Source organism: Rhizobium sp. R711, assembly GCF_002211365.1.
In the GTDB taxonomy this organism is placed as follows: domain Bacteria; phylum Pseudomonadota; class Alphaproteobacteria; order Rhizobiales; family Rhizobiaceae; genus Rhizobium.
Map to the genome: position 1 here is coordinate 75607 of NZ_LOKZ01000002.1, position 15135 is coordinate 90741.

Below are 15135 nucleotides of genomic sequence, written 5' to 3' on the forward strand. Positions count from 1 at the left end.
AAACTGTGGCTTCAGCGCAATCGGCGGCCCGCTCAAAACGGGGCGGGCTGCTTCAGGAGGGATGGTGATGGTGCCGATCGATGACAAGCAACGCGTGACTGCCACAGACAGTGCGATCGCGCTTATAGAGGAGATCCGCAAAGATCATCCGGACATCCTCTTTCACCAATCCGGCGGCTGCTGCGACGGTTCATCGCCAATGTGCTATCCGGCCGACGATTTCATTGTCGGCGACCAGGACGTCAAGCTCGGCGAGATCGCCGGTGTCCCGGTCTATATCAGCGCAAGTCAATTCGAGGCCTGGAAGCATACACAGCTGATCATCGACGTGGTGCCGGGTCGCGGCGGCATGTTCTCGCTCGACAACGGCCGAGAAAAGCGCTTCCTGACCCGCTCCCGCATGCTTGGCCTCGAAGGCACCTGACGATGGGGCTGGGCGACCGTTCGTGGCCTGCAAAAGAGGTCGGGCACGAAAGCGAGCAAACCTTGAAATGCAGGTCGCACGACAAGGCGTAAGAAAGTTTGCGTGCCGCCTTGATATTCGGAGGCAACGATGCCATTTAGCGCTCATCACCCGTATCGATGGCCTGCAGACATGTCCTTCGGATGTGTCGCGTTTGCTGTCCGGGGAAAGAAAAGGCGCTCCCCGAAAGGGTCGAGCGCCTTTTTCTCTTTGACATCTGCTGTTCCTCGCCCGAAACAGCCTATGAGTGGCACGAGGAGAAACTGCAGATGAACGATAACGTCATTCAATTCCGACGTCGAAAACCCCCGCGGCCGCCTCGGCCAGGTCTTCGCAAGCTCGCGATTGCAATGGCGGTTCTTGCGTTGTTTGTTGCGGCATGGGCCTATTTCAGGTTCTTCAGCGCCCCGGTTTGAGATCACTCTCAGGTCACGCCCGCTTTGGCGCTGACGCGGCATGCCCGAGCGAGCGGCCCGATGTGCTAGCCACTGCGTTTGGGCAAAGCTCATCCATTCAGCCATTTCATAACAGACAAACGGCGCTACTCTCTGAACGGAGTGGCGCGCACAACCCGTACACAGACTTGTATGGTTTCGCCGAATAAGGGTGGCATGAGAACCGCATGATATCGCGAAATGAGAGACCCCGATGAAAATGCCGGAAATTGACACTGTCGACCGAAAGATTCTCAGACTGCTTCAAAGCGAGGGCGATCTCAGCCACGCCGCGTTGGCCGAAAGGGTCGGGGCATCGAGCGCGTCGTGCTGGCGACGCATCAAGGCGCTTGAGGCAGCCGGCATGCTTGGGCCGACCGTCCGGCTTGTTAGTCCCGAAGCGGTTGGCCGCGGCCTGACCGTGTTTTGCCAGGTTCGGATGAAAGCGCATGATCCGGTCGCAAGACGTGATTTCGAGCGCTTCGTGGAGAGTCACGAGGAGGTGCTCGAATGCTATTCGATGTCGGGAGATTGGGACTACCTGCTGCGGGTCGCTGTCTCCGATGTCCAGGATTATGAGCGGCTGCTTATGCAAGGGATCCTTACGCACCATGCGGTGGCGGCGTCCTCGTCGCATTTCGCCCTGAAGCGGGTAAAGTACTCGACGTCGGTCCCGGTTTAAACATGTGTTTCGCTACGATGCCTCCTCATCAGCCATGTCTTTCTCGTGGAAATCCCTCGGACCTTGGTCCTATCCTGGCCGGACAAACGTCCTGTGGTCATCGAGGAAAGGTCTGAAAGCAACGATTGCGAATTGACGGTTCGGCTGACCCGTGAGCACATTTAGGATCTTGCATGGTGGATATTTGTGGTGCCGCACAGGTTCCTTCCTGCGTATGGAGCGATGGCTGAATTGGGCGATGAGCATCGCCCGGGCCGCAAGCCGGAAGGAACCGTGGGGATCCAGGGGAATGACGATGTTCTCACATCGAAAGATTGCTACAGGCCTGTGCTGCGTGTCGATCAGTCTGTCGCTCGTGGCAATGCCGTGCAAGATCGTGGTGTCTGGTGCGTCGCTCACGCTCAGCCTCCAGACCGCAGAAGCCGCCAAGGGCGGCAATGGTGGTGGTGGCAATGGCGGAGGCGGAGGCGGAGGCAATAGTGGCGGTAACAGCGGCAACAGCAATGGTGGGGGCAACGGTGGCGGCAACGGCAACGGTGGTGGAACCGGCGGGGGCAACGGCAATAGCAATGGCAACTCCAGCAGCGGTTCTGCGACAAAAGGCTCGGCGGCTGATGCCGACGATACTGCTGGCTCAGTGATGGAAGTTCGTCACCGTGACGGCATGAGCGAACTCATCCGGAACGGCCGCTATATCATGAGAGACGCAAGGGGGCGCACAATTGTCAACCGGCGCGCGACCTCGGCGGATGAAACGCGCCTGGAATCCTTCACTCATTGATCGTCGCGCCCGTCGATGGCGTCGCGCAGCGCCATCGCCGCCTCCGTTCGGTTGGCGACGCCAAGCTTGGCCATGATCTGCGTCATATGATGTTTGATGGTCTTTTCGTGAAGATCGAGCTTTCTTGCGACATGCTTGTTGCTCAAGCCGGACGCGACAAACTGTAGGACCTGTTGTTCGCGCGGGGTCAGGGCGGCGATAGCGGAAGGTCGCCTGGCTTCGGGCAAGGCGCGACTGGAAAGCAGCCGTGCCGACAGCGCCGGGGCGACATAGCTTTCGCCGGCGGCCACGCTACGGATGATGTCCGCAAGTGCCCTGGAGCCGACACCCTTCAACACGTAGCCTTTCGCGCCGCTGTTTAACGCAGCCGTAACGTCGTCGCTGGACTCCGAAACCGTGAGCATGACAATCTTTTGCGACGGTACGGTTTCGAGGATCGGGGCGATCGCGTTCAAGCCGCCGCCGGGCATGGAAATGTCCATCAGCAGGATATCGGGCTGCAGGTCCTCGGCCACCTTGATGGCATCGTCCTTCGTGCTTCCTTCAGCGACAATCTGAAATCCGTCGATCTCCGAAAGGCTTCGTGTTACCCCCTCCCTGAACAAGGGGTGGTCATCAATCACTGCGACGCGAATTGCGGATGTCATGTCTGGGCAATCTCCTCGCTGCTAAGCGACATGCTGACTGTGGTGCCTTGCGCGGACGATTGGAGATGGAAGGTGCCGCCAAGGCTTTCGATCCGCTCTCTCAGGCCGGCAAGGCCGAGGCTGGTAGGCCCGACCTCGTCGGGATCAAAACCGGAACCGCCGTCAGAGACCTCTATACTGATGCGATCACCTTCCATGCGCTGCGCCACACGTTGTTTTATCCCACCGCCGTGGCGATAACCGTTGTTCAACCCTTCCTGCACGAAGCGATATATGCAGATCTTGGCGGACGGCGAGAGGTGCTCGGGCGCGTCTCCAATCGACAGATCAACGCGCGATCCGGTCCTCTGTTCATGCGAACGCACGCTGCGCTCCAGTATTTCCGGCAGGCTTGCGGCCTCGATCTGGGGCAACACCAGCCCGTTGCAGATCGTCCTGATCTCATGCATGGCCTCGTCGAGGCTTGCCTTGATGGCTGCAATTTCGCGCTCGCGCAGCGATGCTGGTGTGGCCGGATCGACCAGCTTATCGCTGTCGAGGCGCAAGGAGGCAAACGCGACGAGTTGCGCCGGTCCGTCATGAAGGTCAGCGCCAATGCGGCGAAGATGGCTCTCGTTGAGCGCGGTAGCACGCCGTGACGCGCGTTGGACGCGTGCGCGCAATGCCTGGTTCTGCGACAATAGAGCAGAAAGATCGTCAATGCGGCGCTTCAGGGCTTTCCGCTGCTCTTCGATCGTCCTGCTACCTCTCAAGACGATGGCCGATAGAACGATGAAGAAGGCGAGCGTGAAGGCCGCAACAGCCATCCAGCTATGCAAGCGCGCCTGATTGAGACTGCGCTGGAAATCGTTGGCGACCTCGTAGAATTCGGAGACGGCGACGACCTGTCCAGACCATGGCTGCAGGACGGGATTGTAAATCTCAAGCAGAGGCTTGTCGCTCGCCCGCTCGGTCTGATCCTCCGGGTCTTCCAGGCGGTTGAATTGCGCGACCATCTTGCCAGAGAAAGCCGTCTTCAGGTCATTGCTGAGCTCGAAGCGCTTTCCTTGCATGTCTTTGTCGTTGGAATAAAGAACGGTGCCGTCCGCACGCCAGAGCCTGAACGACATCAGGCGGTTTCCAAGCGCCCCCTGCCCCAATGTCTCGTCGAGTGCGCGAGAGACAGTGTCGTCCAGTTCCTGGCCCGCCAGCATGTCGGGCAAAAGCGGTGCAATCACGCTGTCGACATAGAGAGCTGTTGCTGCGGCGGAGTTACGGGTTACTGCGTCCTCGATCAGACTGCTGACAAACGCGCCGACCAATGCCATGGCCACGAGCGACACGACGCCTCCAGTGAGCAGGAACTGCTTGGCAAGGGATTTTGAATTCCAGCGCTTTATGAGTTCACGGGGCCGCACGAGATATCTCGGATCGGCCGCCCAGGGGCGGCTCTTCAGTTCATTGAAATTGCAGAATTACCGTCTTCATCTGAGGGGTCAAACAATATCGCGTCACAGCAATCGATTTTCGGACTTTTGGTCTGTGACGGTCAGACCTAGGTCCTAGCTGGCAAAGCAATGGTCTGATGCCCGTAGAACTGGCAAAGGACGCAGGCTAACGTTTCTGTGATTTGGAACGCGGGCTGACCGCGCCAGACCGGAAGGCTCGCTTCGCGCCCGCCCCGCTCGCGGTGATGCTTTCCGGTCCACGAACGACTGAAAACGCACACGGCATCAAGCCGGGAGGTTGATATGAGCATTTCCACTATTTTAGGACGCGGCGTCATTGCATTGACAATTGCAGTCGCCCCACTGGGTGGCGCCGTCATGGGCCTGTCTGAGATTGCCCTTGCAAAGGGAGGCAACGGCAATTCCGGGGGCGGCAACGGAAACGGGAATGGGAATGGAGGCGGCAATGGCAGCGGCGGGAGCCATGCCGGCGGCAATTCCAGCCACGGAAAATCGGGTACTGCTGGTACCCATGGAAAGAGCAAGGATAGCGACAGCAGCGATCGCCCGACATTGAAGTCCTTGTTCACCCACGAGAAGAAATCGCCAGCAGCGACAAAGAGCAGGGTCGCGACAAAAAGCGCGAATTCCTCGAAGTCCGATTTCGCCGGAATGAATTCGCTGAACAGAAACTACCACGCCTACATGAATTCCAGCGATCCGCGGATGGCGGCGGTTTCGGCCTATGTGATGGCCTATGCCGAGTTCGAGGCAGAAAACGGGCCGGATGCCATTCCCACCGACCCGGCACTTGGCGATGACGCGCTGCGCGACGCACTTTCGAGCTTCACCAAGGACGGCGTTGTGACAGATCAAGCTCTTGCGCGGGCCAAGGACATCCTGGGTGTCGGCCCAGCCGTTGGCAAGATTGATCAGATCCGAGATACATTGCCCGCGCAAGACCCGGTGTCTGATCCTGACGCCACTGCACCGGTAGAAGACGAAACGCAACCAACGACCGTGATCGTCGTGCAGCCCTGAGGCTGTGGCCTGTGAGCCATATTATGGCCAATTGAGGAGCCTGCGGGCGCGGCCGCGCCTCCACCTGTCTGGCTCTTCTAAATTCCGCAATTGCCCTGCGCTTCTCAGCAATACGCTGAGGAGCGTTTTTTCTGCGCGCCGTTCACAGGCAGGGCAGCTCCAGGGGTCGGCGAAGGGTTTGCCGAATCTCTCGAATCGAGTTAGTTGTGCAACTACGCAAAAAGGGCGAATTATCGCTTGAAGGCGAAACAATAACCGCACAAACCTTTCGTTAACAACATCGGCGCTTGAGCCATTGAAACGAACTGAGGAAAGAACCCGTGAATCGGCACTTAAGCAGCCTCGAGTTCATGCAGAGCTTTTCCACCAAATTGGAACTCGCTTTGCAAAATCTCTCGATGGCCCAGTATCCACCCGATGCGCGCCGCGAAATGCGCAAATTCTCCTCGTCGGAAGTCGCAGCGCTCTTGGATGTCTCGGAAGCTTATATCCGGCAGATCGTTCTTAAGGACAAGGGTCCGTCGCCCGAGACCACGTCAAACGGCCGGCGCATGTATACGCTGGAGCAGATCCTCGAGCTTCGCCTGATGCTGGCCGAAAAGGGTCGCAAGAAATGGATGAACCCGCGCCGCGTCGAGGGGGAGGAATGCCAGGTCGTTGCGGTCACCAACTTCAAGGGCGGCTCCAGCAAGACATCGACGACCATCCATCTCGGGCACTACCTGGCGCTCAAGGGCTACCGGGTGCTGGCGGTTGATCTCGATCCGCAGGCATCACTTACCAGTTTGCACGGCACGCTTCCTGATTTCGATCCCCGGGAAGACGAGACGCTCTATGCCGCCATCCGCTTCTCGGATCCAAGGCCGACGAAGTCACTCGTTCACAAAACGCACATTGCCGGCTTCGACGTGATCTGCGCGGGGCTGGACCTGACGGAGTTTGAAACCGCGGTCGCTCTCGAGATGCGCAAGAACGGGGGTACGAGCTTCCTGCTACGGGTCTCCCAGGCGCTTGAGCAGGTTGCCGACGACTACGATATCATCCTCATGGATTCAGCCCCGTCGCTAAACTTCCTGACACTTTCGTCGCTTACTGCTGCCACCGGTGTCGTCATACCGGTTCCCGCCCACATGCTCGACGTCGATTCGACCGGGAAATTCCTCGAGCTTGCCTCGTCGTACATGCAGATCTTGAGCGAGATGGGGACCGCGGCGCAGTGGGATTTTGCAAAGTTCCTGGTGACAAAGTTCGAGGCCAACGATCACCCGCAAGCCAACATGACTGCGTTGATGCGACAGGTTTTCGGCGAGGACCTGTTGCTGAACATGGTCGCCAAATCAACCGCGGTTGCCGACGCCCTGACGTGGAAGCAGAGCCTTTATGAGGTGCAGCGCTCGCGTTTCTCAGCGCCGAAGACCTACGACCGTGCGATGGAATCGATCAACGCGGCGAATGCCGAGATCGAGAAACTGCTCTGGGCAGCATGGGGGCGCGAATGAGCCGCAAGGATTCTCGTGGCATGTTTGCCAACGTGCTTGGCCAGCTTGAACAACCGGCCGCCCAACCTCTCGCCAAGCCGACCACGTCTCCGCATCTTCTCAAGGTCGCCGCAGGCGTCAGGCAGATACAGGAAAAAGGTGCCGTTCTCGACAGGCTCCTCAAGGACGGCGACCATATCGTCGAGGTAGATCCCGACGACGTCGCGCCGTCCTCGATCCCCGATCGTTTCGACGGCGCCTATGACGATGCTGCCATCGAGGAGATTGCGACGTCGATCCGCGAACGCGGTCAGATCGTTCCCGGCCTGATCAGACCACACAAAGGGGATGAAGCACCCTACCAGATCGTGTTCGGTCGGCGACGGTTGGCGGCAGTCAAGACGCTTGGGCTGAAGTTCCGCGCCATTGTGCGGGAGCTCAGCGACGAAGAGGCAATTGTCTTTCAGGGCGAAGAGAACGCCAATCGCAATGATCTGTCATTCATCGAGAAGTGTGCATTCGCCTTGTCGCAAGAACAGGCGGGGTATCGGCGTGACGTGATCTGCGCATCGCTTTCGACAGGAAAGTCGCACGTGTCGGAGATGCTCCGGATCGCAACCGCGATCCCGCGAGATGTGCTGCTTGCGATCGGCTCGTCGCCAGAGATCGGCCGCCGTCGATGGATCGAGTTTGCCGAGGCCTTTACCAGGCGCGAAGACGGTGCAGCGCGCGTCCAGCATGCGCTTGGCAAGGATGACGCAGCTGCCGGCAAAGATCGTTTTGCTTTCGCTCTGGGCGCGCTGAAAGCCGACGCAGCTCCGGTGGCTGCGCCCGCTGCCGTGACGGAGATCCGAGCAAACGGTTTTCTTCTGGCGACCGTCAGCTACGCCAAGAGCGGCCCGAAGATCAGCTTTACGAAGGCCGTTCCAGCAAGTTTCGTCGATTTTTTGAATGATCGCATGGAGGCGCTTCACAGCGAATTCGTGCAATCGGCACAACACAATAGCAAAGGATAGCGCCGCAAAAGAAAAAAGCTCCCGAACGTTGCCGTCGCGGAAGCCCTTCTCATAGGTTAGCAGCTAGAGAATCGCATTTCCGGGAATCCCTGTCAAGAGTTGGCACCGATCTGGTGGGTGGAATTCTTTTGCCTTCGACAAGGTGAAGGTGATGGAACCAGGAAATGTGACGACGCCCTTCGGGCAGCGTTCGATGACGCTTGGCATGCTCGCCAGCCAGAAGGCTGCGAGCCAGCTTCAAGCTGATCAATCGGTCGACAAGTGGAAAATCTACAGGTCGTTATGTACGGCCAAGCCATTGCTTGGCGTGACGGATCGCGCTCTTGCGGTCCTGAATGCACTGCTGAGCTTTCATCCACAAAATGTCCTGTCGGAAGAGAGCGGTCTTGTCGTCTTTCCGTCAAACGCACAACTTTCGCTACGCTCACATGGCATGGCCGAGCAGACCATCCGCCGGCATCTGGCTGTGCTGGTCGAAACCGGACTGATCATTCGCAAGGATAGCCCAAACGGTAAACGCTACGCTCGCAGGGCGAGCGGCGGCGAGATCGGAGAAGCATTCGGCTTCTCGCTGGCGCCGCTGATCGTGCGCGCCGAGGAAATCGAGCATCTGGCAGCCGAGGTGGCGGCTGAACGGCTTCATCTGCAGCGGCTGCGTGAGCAGTTTACACTTTGCCGTCGGGATGTTTCCAAGCTGATTGAAACGGCGATGGAGGAAGATCTGGCGGGGGATTGGGAAACGGCATTCGGCTATTTCAGGGAACTGGTCGAGGCCCTACCGCGCACACCAACCGCGAAGCAGGTTGCACTTGCACTCGAAGAAATGCAAACGCTACGCGATGACATCACCAACCGATTGGAAACACTGATAAAAGCAGAAAAATCAAGCGGCAATCCCGCTCAAAATGGGCGTCACATACAGAATTCAAACCCCGACTCTATTTCTGATCTTGAACCAGCTTTAGAAACAAAGCAGGGGGCAAACTCGGCATTCCGAAATGAACCTTACACCGCTGCGTCTCAGCAAAAGCACAAACGTGACGACCAAACGCCGGGCGGGGCCAGAAGCAATACGACGGATAGTAGCCCGAGCCTGAAGTCGTTCCCGCTCGGTCTCGTGCTGCAGGCCTGCCCTGACATGGTGAACTACGGGCCTGGCGGTTCGATTGCGACTTGGCGAGACATGATGGCTGCGGCAGTCGTTGTTCGCGGGATGCTGGGGGTCAGCCCTGCGGCTTACGAAGAGGCAGCGATTATCATGGGAGCGGAGAACGCGGCAACAGTGATGGCATGCATCCTTGAGCGTGGCGGCCACATCAACTCGGCTGGCGGCTATCTCAGAGATCTGACGCGTCGCGCGGAAAAAGGCGAATTCTCCGTCGGGCCGATGTTGATGTCGTTGGTGCGTGCGCGAGGCGGCGTAACAAGGCGGGCGGGATAGAGGTAAAACGACAACAGCCGGTGCGTCCGATCGGTAAGAGCATGTGACGGGAGGTACGTGGTTTGCCGCTCGGACATCTGATCAAACAACGGAAACAGAGTAGGACAACCGGCCACCAGGCGCAAAGCCCGATCGGGCAGCTGCTGATCTTCTAAGCTGGCTCAGGTGGTAGCGGTGATGAAGGCAAGGATGCTCCGTCTGTCGTCAGAGCAGTCACCGGGTCGGTTCTGCGACCGAACGGCACAGGGCTTATACATATATTGATTATCTTATGCGGGCTAGGTCAGCCGCGTCGACGAAAACGTTTGGAGATCATGATGACGCATGGACTGACCGATACCACGAAGGCGATCGTTCGCGCGACCGTGCCCGCACTCGCAAAGCACGGCACCGACATTACGAGCGCGATGTACAAGCGGCTGTTTGAAAATGCCGAGGTGCGCGGGTTGTTCAACCAGTCGAACCAGGGTGAAGGCGGACGTCAAACGAAGGCGCTCGCCCAGGCAATCCTCGCTTACGCCGAAAACATTGACAATCTGACCGCACTCTCCTCAGCCGTAGAGCGGATTGCACAAAAGCATGTCGGACTGCACATCCGGGCAGATCACTATCCGCACGTTGCAAGTGCGCTTTTGGGCGCGATCAAGGACGTCCTCGGTGTCGCAGCGACGGATGAAATTGTCAGTGCCTGGGGTGAGGCCTTCTGGTTTCTCGCCGATATCCTGATTGGGCGCGAGAAAGAGATCTACGACGATCTTCAATCAAGCGAGGGTGGCTGGAATGGTTGGCGGCGGTTTGCGGTCATATCGAAGCGACAAGAAAGCGACATCATCACGTCGTTCGTGCTTAGACCGGTCGATGGTCGGGCAGTGGTTCGCCATCGGCCCGGGCAGTATCTGACGTTCCGGTTTGACATTCCCGGACTGCAGCCGCAGCACCGAAATTACAGCATCTCGTCGGCTCCCGACGGTGAGACATATCGCATCTCGGTCAAGCGCGAGACGCATGGGCTGGTATCGCAGTTCCTCCACGATCAGATTGAAGTGGGTGCCGTGATCGAGGTCGCGCCGCCGACGGGAGACTTCCACCTGCCGGCCGGCCAGGATAGGCCCGTCGTGTTGCTCAGCGGAGGTGTCGGTCTAACGCCGATGGTCAGCATGCTGGAGACGATCGCAAACAGCAAACGTGAGTTTCCGGTTCACTATATCCACGGTGCCGAGAACGGGCGGGTTCATGCGATGGGATCGCACGTGCGCGATATCGCCAAAGATCGCGCCTCTTTCAGAACGTCAATTTTCTACGGCAGCCCACAAGAGCAGGATGAAAAGGGCGTCCACTTCGACCACGATGGCTTCATCACGGTTGACTGGCTCGCCAAAAACACGCCCATCGCAGAAGCCGATTTCTATCTTTGCGGCCCAAGACCGTTCCTGGCCACGCTTGTCAGAGGTCTGGCAAGAGTTGGGGTGCCGCAGGACAGGATCCATTATGAGTTCTTCGGCCCCGCCGACGAACTCGAAGCTGCCTAGCTATTCGAAGCGGCAAAGCGGTCAAGATGGCCGCTTTGCCAATTGATGCATCGTTTGAATATCTCTATGTCGGTACATAGATTTTCGTGAGGGATCTGCAAATGCGTCTGACCGTCTATTCCGACTACGCGTTGCGGCTCATGATGTACCTCGCGCTCAAAGGCGAGCGCCTGTCGACGATCGCCGAAATTGCCAAAGCCTACGATATTTCGAAGACGCATCTGATGAAGATCACCCATGAACTCGCACAAAAAGGCTTGATCGAAACGGTGCGCGGTCGCCAAGGCGGCATGCGGCTTGCCCGAAGCGCCGATGAGATTGGGGTCGGCGAGATCGTTCGATCCTGCGAGCCTGACTTTTCGATCGTGCCTTGCATGGAAAATAATGGCGAGATTGTTTGCGTCGTGCAGCCCGCCTGCGTGCTGAAGCGGGCCCTGGGTGCTGCCGCGGCTGCATTTCTCGACGTGCTTGACGGCTATACGCTCGCGGACCTGACCCGACCGGCAATGCCGTTGCGTCGTTTGCTTGCTCTGTCTGAGCCGGATATCCACGCGGGCCTGCCATCATAGGACAGGTTGCAGGCCGATCGTCACCTGCCAAACGCGTTCGGCTTACTGTTGCTCCTCCTATCCGGCGATCAGCTTGCGCGTGCTTCACATCAATGGCGAGCTGCGCATCGATCCAATGCGCCATTGTCGTCCGCACCATTGCCAACCCGGATTGGCCAGGGCCGTTTTCACCGCCGCGATGCCGTTCCTTCAATGGTGGCTTGTGGCGGTCGCTCCTGCCTGCGGCAACTTCCTCGCCATGCGACCGGCGCAACTGTTGCCAGGATACTGGAGAATGAGTGGCGTGAGCAGGGTTCTTTAGAACGTTCGTAAGTCTGCTGCGCGACTGCACGAAGTCGGCTTGTTGTTGCGATGAGGAAGCTAGACGCTCTTTGCCTCCCTCCTCTTCGTCACGATACGCCCGAAGAGATCAAGAAAATCCCGGACGCGATCAGGGTCAGCCAGGCCGTATTTGCAGTTCATCGACGTCAGAAGATCACCGTTGCCGCACCGGAACAGGGAACAAGGAAGCCCAGCAGCGCCGCCATCAAGATTCTGGATACTTCGAACGCAAAGGACTGGAACTGCTGCGATAGCAGCCTGCAGACGGCGCTTCTCGGCGCCAGCTACGACGCAGATCGCGCGATCGCCACACCTTCTGCCTCTTCGCGGCTCATTGCGAGCACAGCCTTTCCGATATCGAAACTGAAGCCGCTACGCGCGAACGCGGCCATTTCCTTTGTAACCCGTTCCCGGTCGACGTCGCCACGGCGAAACGGGCCGAAGGCGCGTTTGCGCGCGAAAACGATCGCCGCCAATAGATCATCCGCTTCATCAAGTGCGGTTGCAATGACCTCACGATCGACGCCTTTCTGTGACAGCTTATGAGCGATACGACGCTTCGATCTGCCATTGCGAACACCCGAACGGGTACTGACCTTGGCATAAGCCCTGTCGTTCAGACCCCCATGCTCATAGGCGAAGGCCACCGCGCGATCAGCAACTGCTTTGAGCTGTCCTTCAGTGATGCCTTCGAATTTCTGTTTCGCCTTCCTCACAATGGCGTCGCACAGTTGTCTTTCCGTCAGCATCTGCCGCTCGAGGCGATAGATCGTCGAGTTTCTGGCCCAGCTCAGCATGCGTGCCGTCGGAATATCTGTTGGTGCCTGATTGTCACTCACGGATCAGTCGGGCTCCCGGCGCTGACCTGCGAGAGCAGCCATGCCGTAAAGGCCAGGCCAAGCGTGTGTTCACGCTTGCCGTCGGGGGTCACGACGTAATAGCTGTTTTCCGTCGACATCGGCTGGTCGAAGACGATCTTGAGCTTTCCGGCATTCAGCTCTTGTTCGATCAGGTAGAGTGGAAGCAGGGCAAACCCCATCGCCATCGCCGTCGCCTCGATGATCATCGAGAACTGGTCGAATCGGTTGCCGCGATATGAGGGGGCGGCGTCTATGTTGCAGTGTTCAAACCACTGGCGCCAGAGACGCGGGCGGGTCGCCAGATGCAGGAGAGGCCTTTGAAGCAGTTCGATGGGGCTGGCGACGGGATCCGATTGCAATAGGTCCGGACTGGCGACGGGAACGATCTTTTCGTCGCAAAGAAAAGTGCAGGTTGCCCGTGCCCAAATCGGTTGACCGTAGTGAATGGCAAGGTCGACGTTCTCTTGTTCGAAATCGAATGGCTCTGAGCGAGATGTAACGTCTACGAGCGAGCCCGGATAGGCTGCCAGGAAAGCTGGCAGCCTTGGTGTCAGCCAACGACTGCCAAACGTCGGCAGGGTGGCGATCGAAAGTGTCTCTGGTGCATCCGAGCCGGATGCTGCGCGGATCATCATCTCTTCGGTCTGGTGCAGCAGGCGTCGTGCTTCAGGCAGCAGCCGCTTGCCGGCGTCCGACAGGATTGCCCGCTGCCGAACTCGTTCGAAGAGAAGGATGCCGAGCTGTGTCTCCAGCTCCTTGATCTGTCGGCTGACGGCGCTTTGCGTAAGGTTGAGCTCAAGGGCTGCGCGCGTGAAGTTGCCGTGGCGGGCGGCAGACTCGAATGATTGCAGCGTGGTCAGGTCGGGTATCAGCTTTCGAGGCAATGTCATGCTAAAACCGCATTATCTCAGCTTCATTTGTCGTTATTCATCTACTCTACGTGCGATATGATCGCAATCCAGAATGAACTCGTCGAATTGACGTCCGTGAGAAAACATATGTCGAACAGAACTTACGCCTCCTCCTGCACGATCCGCTCCGCGTTTTCTGCGGCCATGTCGGCCATGTATCGGACCGAGGTACCCGCCTACGGCACGCTGATGGATATTGTTGCCACAGTCAACGCGCATGCGCTGGCCGCCGATCCGACCCTCAAGCGCAGACTGCAAGAAACGGACACATTGGAGCGTGTCTCGCAGGAGCGTCACGGCGCCATTCGTCTCGGAACCGCTGCCGAACTTTCGATGATGAGACGCGTCTTTGCGGTCATGGGAATGTATCCTGTCGGTTATTATGATCTCAGCGAAGCGGGGGTACCGGTCCACTCCACCGCTTTCCGGCCGGTCGGCGACGCGGCGCTGAAGCGCAACCCGTTCCGCGTCTTCACCTCCCTGCTGCGCCTCGACCTGATTGCCGACGAAGCGCTGCGGATGCAAGCCGAGGCGATCGTGCAACAACGTCAGATCTTCACGGCCGCCGCCATCGAACTGACGGAGAAAGCCGAGCATCAGGGCGGTCTCGATGACGATGATGCCAAGCACTTTGTTGCGGAAGTGCTGGAAACCTTTCGCTGGCATGATCAGGCGAATGTGGATCTTGGCATGTACAGGCGCCTGCATGACGCGCACCGGCTGATTGCCGACGTCGTCTCCTTCAAGGGGCCACATATCAATCATCTGACGCCGCGCACGCTCGATATCGATCAGGTGCAGCGTTTGATGCCGGAGCACGGCATCGCGCCGAAGGCGGTCGTCGAAGGCCCGCCAAGTCGTCGCTGCGCAATTCTGCTGCGGCAGACATCGTTCAAGGCTCTTGAGGAAGCTGTTTCCTTCAAGGATGCGAACGGAAATTGGCAAAAGGGGACCCACACTGCCCGTTTCGGAGAAATCGAAAGCCGTGGCATCGCGCTGACGCCAAAAGGCCGCGCGCTCTACGACAAGCTCCTGACGGATTCACGTATGGCCGTGCGTCCCGCCGCCGACGGCACGAATGCTGCCGCCTACGAGACGGCGCTTGCCGATGCCTTTGTGCCCTTCCCGGACGACTGGGCCGAAATCCGTGCACAGCGGCTTGGCTATTTCCGTTATTGGCTGACGGACAAGGGCAACAGCGCGGTCGCGTCGGCCGAATGCAGCGTCGATCAACTGGTGGCGGACGGCCTCGTCGGCTTCGATCCGATCGTCTACGAAGACTTCCTGCCCGTCAGCGCGGCCGGCATCTTCCAGTCCAACCTCGGCGACGAGACGGCGCAGGAGTTCACCGCCAACCCCAATCAGCAGCGCTTCGAGCGTGATCTCGGGACCTCTGTTCTCAATGAATTTGATCACTATGCCGATATCGAGGCGCAATCGATCGCTGACTGCCGGGCTCGCCTGACCGCCGTTGAAGCAGCCGAGTGAAGCTATTCCACGGCAACTGGCACATATCAAACACCAAGATAAAGGGT

At 58.5% G+C, this 15135-nt stretch carries 14 protein-coding genes; 10 read left to right on the forward strand and 4 right to left on the reverse strand.

Annotated features, from left to right (window positions below; genetic code table 11):
* Window positions 1-67 precede the first annotated feature (67 nt).
* From ATY80_RS05970 to ATY80_RS28855, 3 genes are all read left to right on the forward strand, one after another.
* Window positions 68-424: a DUF779 domain-containing protein gene (locus tag ATY80_RS05970; RefSeq protein ID WP_088691562.1), complete on the forward strand. Its 357-nt coding sequence runs from the start codon at window positions 68-70 to the stop codon at window positions 422-424.
* A 687-nt stretch (window positions 425-1111) separates the two neighbouring features.
* Window positions 1112-1579, forward strand: a complete 468-nt coding sequence (locus ATY80_RS05980) for an Lrp/AsnC family transcriptional regulator (protein ID WP_088691564.1) — start codon at window positions 1112-1114, stop codon at window positions 1577-1579.
* A gap of 295 nt (window positions 1580-1874) precedes the next feature.
* Entirely contained in the window at window positions 1875-2360 is a 486-nt protein-coding gene (locus ATY80_RS28855) for a hypothetical protein (protein ID WP_189637093.1), read from the forward strand.
* Here the strand turns inward: ATY80_RS28855 and ATY80_RS05990 are convergent.
* Window positions 2354-3007 (reverse strand): response regulator transcription factor, encoded by a 654-nt coding sequence (locus ATY80_RS05990; protein WP_088691565.1) that lies wholly within the window; start codon window positions 3005-3007, stop codon window positions 2354-2356. The genes ATY80_RS28855 and ATY80_RS05990 overlap by 7 nt on opposite strands.
* On the reverse strand, window positions 3004-4404 hold the full coding sequence (locus tag ATY80_RS05995) for a sensor histidine kinase (RefSeq protein WP_088691566.1): 1401 nt from the start codon (window positions 4402-4404) through the stop codon (window positions 3004-3006). Before ATY80_RS05995 ends, ATY80_RS05990 begins: the two co-directional genes overlap by 4 nt.
* Before the next feature lie 333 nt (window positions 4405-4737).
* On the opposite strand from ATY80_RS05995, the gene ATY80_RS06000 reads away from it, so the two are divergent.
* From ATY80_RS06000 to ATY80_RS06025, 6 genes are all read left to right on the forward strand, one after another.
* Window positions 4738-5475, forward strand: coding sequence for a hypothetical protein (locus ATY80_RS06000; protein WP_088691567.1), 738 nt, complete (start codon window positions 4738-4740; stop codon window positions 5473-5475).
* Window positions 5476-5795: 320 nt separating this feature from the next.
* Complete coding sequence (repA, locus tag ATY80_RS06005) at window positions 5796-6974, forward strand: plasmid partitioning protein RepA (protein ID WP_088691568.1); 1179 nt, start codon at window positions 5796-5798, stop codon at window positions 6972-6974.
* Window positions 6971-7969 (forward strand): plasmid partitioning protein RepB, encoded by a 999-nt coding sequence (gene repB, locus ATY80_RS06010; protein ID WP_088691569.1) that lies wholly within the window; start codon window positions 6971-6973, stop codon window positions 7967-7969. The genes repA and repB overlap by 4 nt, the downstream gene beginning before the upstream one ends.
* 151 nt (window positions 7970-8120) lie before the next feature.
* Entirely contained in the window at window positions 8121-9410 is a 1290-nt protein-coding gene (repC, locus tag ATY80_RS06015; RefSeq protein WP_088691570.1) for a plasmid replication protein RepC, read from the forward strand.
* A gap of 317 nt (window positions 9411-9727) precedes the next feature.
* Window positions 9728-10939, forward strand: a complete 1212-nt coding sequence (hmpA, locus tag ATY80_RS06020; RefSeq protein WP_088691699.1) for an NO-inducible flavohemoprotein — start codon at window positions 9728-9730, stop codon at window positions 10937-10939.
* Window positions 10940-11040: 101 nt separating this feature from the next.
* Window positions 11041-11508: an Rrf2 family transcriptional regulator gene (locus tag ATY80_RS06025; protein WP_088691571.1), complete on the forward strand. Its 468-nt coding sequence runs from the start codon at window positions 11041-11043 to the stop codon at window positions 11506-11508.
* 605 nt (window positions 11509-12113) lie between these two features.
* Here the strand turns inward: ATY80_RS06025 and recX are convergent.
* Together recX and ATY80_RS06040 are read right to left on the reverse strand one after the other, a co-directional pair.
* Window positions 12114-12668: a recombination regulator RecX gene (gene recX, locus ATY80_RS06035; protein WP_088691572.1), complete on the reverse strand. Its 555-nt coding sequence runs from the start codon at window positions 12666-12668 to the stop codon at window positions 12114-12116.
* The gene (locus tag ATY80_RS06040; RefSeq protein WP_088691573.1) at window positions 12665-13579 is read right to left on the reverse strand and encodes a LysR family transcriptional regulator; all 915 of its coding nucleotides are present in this window, start codon (window positions 13577-13579) and stop codon (window positions 12665-12667) included. Before ATY80_RS06040 ends, recX begins: the two co-directional genes overlap by 4 nt.
* Window positions 13580-13687: 108 nt before the next feature.
* Here ATY80_RS06040 and ATY80_RS06045 point away from each other — a divergent pair, with 108 nt between their 5' ends.
* A complete protein-coding gene (locus tag ATY80_RS06045) occupies window positions 13688-15088 on the forward strand; it encodes a VOC family protein (protein WP_088691574.1) in 1401 nt (466 codons plus the stop codon).
* Window positions 15089-15135: the final 47 nt, after the last annotated feature.

What these genes read in the sequence shown, in the direction of transcription:
- repC (WP_088691570.1), top strand. Translation starts at nt 8,121, where the DNA reads ATGGAACCAGGAAATGTGACGACGCCCTTCGGGCAGCGTTCGATGACG.
- ATY80_RS05980 (WP_088691564.1), top strand. Translation starts at nt 1,112, where the DNA reads ATGAAAATGCCGGAAATTGACACTGTCGACCGAAAGATTCTCAGACTG.
- repB (WP_088691569.1), top strand. Translation starts at nt 6,971, where the DNA reads ATGAGCCGCAAGGATTCTCGTGGCATGTTTGCCAACGTGCTTGGCCAG.
- ATY80_RS05990 (WP_088691565.1), bottom strand. Translation starts at nt 3,007, where the DNA reads ATGACATCCGCAATTCGCGTCGCAGTGATTGATGACCACCCCTTGTTC.
- ATY80_RS06000 (WP_088691567.1), top strand. Translation starts at nt 4,738, where the DNA reads ATGAGCATTTCCACTATTTTAGGACGCGGCGTCATTGCATTGACAATT.
- ATY80_RS05970 (WP_088691562.1), top strand. Translation starts at nt 68, where the DNA reads ATGGTGCCGATCGATGACAAGCAACGCGTGACTGCCACAGACAGTGCG.
- ATY80_RS06025 (WP_088691571.1), top strand. Translation starts at nt 11,041, where the DNA reads ATGCGTCTGACCGTCTATTCCGACTACGCGTTGCGGCTCATGATGTAC.
- ATY80_RS28855 (WP_189637093.1), top strand. Translation starts at nt 1,875, where the DNA reads ATGTTCTCACATCGAAAGATTGCTACAGGCCTGTGCTGCGTGTCGATC.
- ATY80_RS06040 (WP_088691573.1), bottom strand. Translation starts at nt 13,579, where the DNA reads ATGACATTGCCTCGAAAGCTGATACCCGACCTGACCACGCTGCAATCA.
- ATY80_RS06045 (WP_088691574.1), top strand. Translation starts at nt 13,688, where the DNA reads ATGTCGAACAGAACTTACGCCTCCTCCTGCACGATCCGCTCCGCGTTT.
- hmpA (WP_088691699.1), top strand. Translation starts at nt 9,728, where the DNA reads ATGACGCATGGACTGACCGATACCACGAAGGCGATCGTTCGCGCGACC.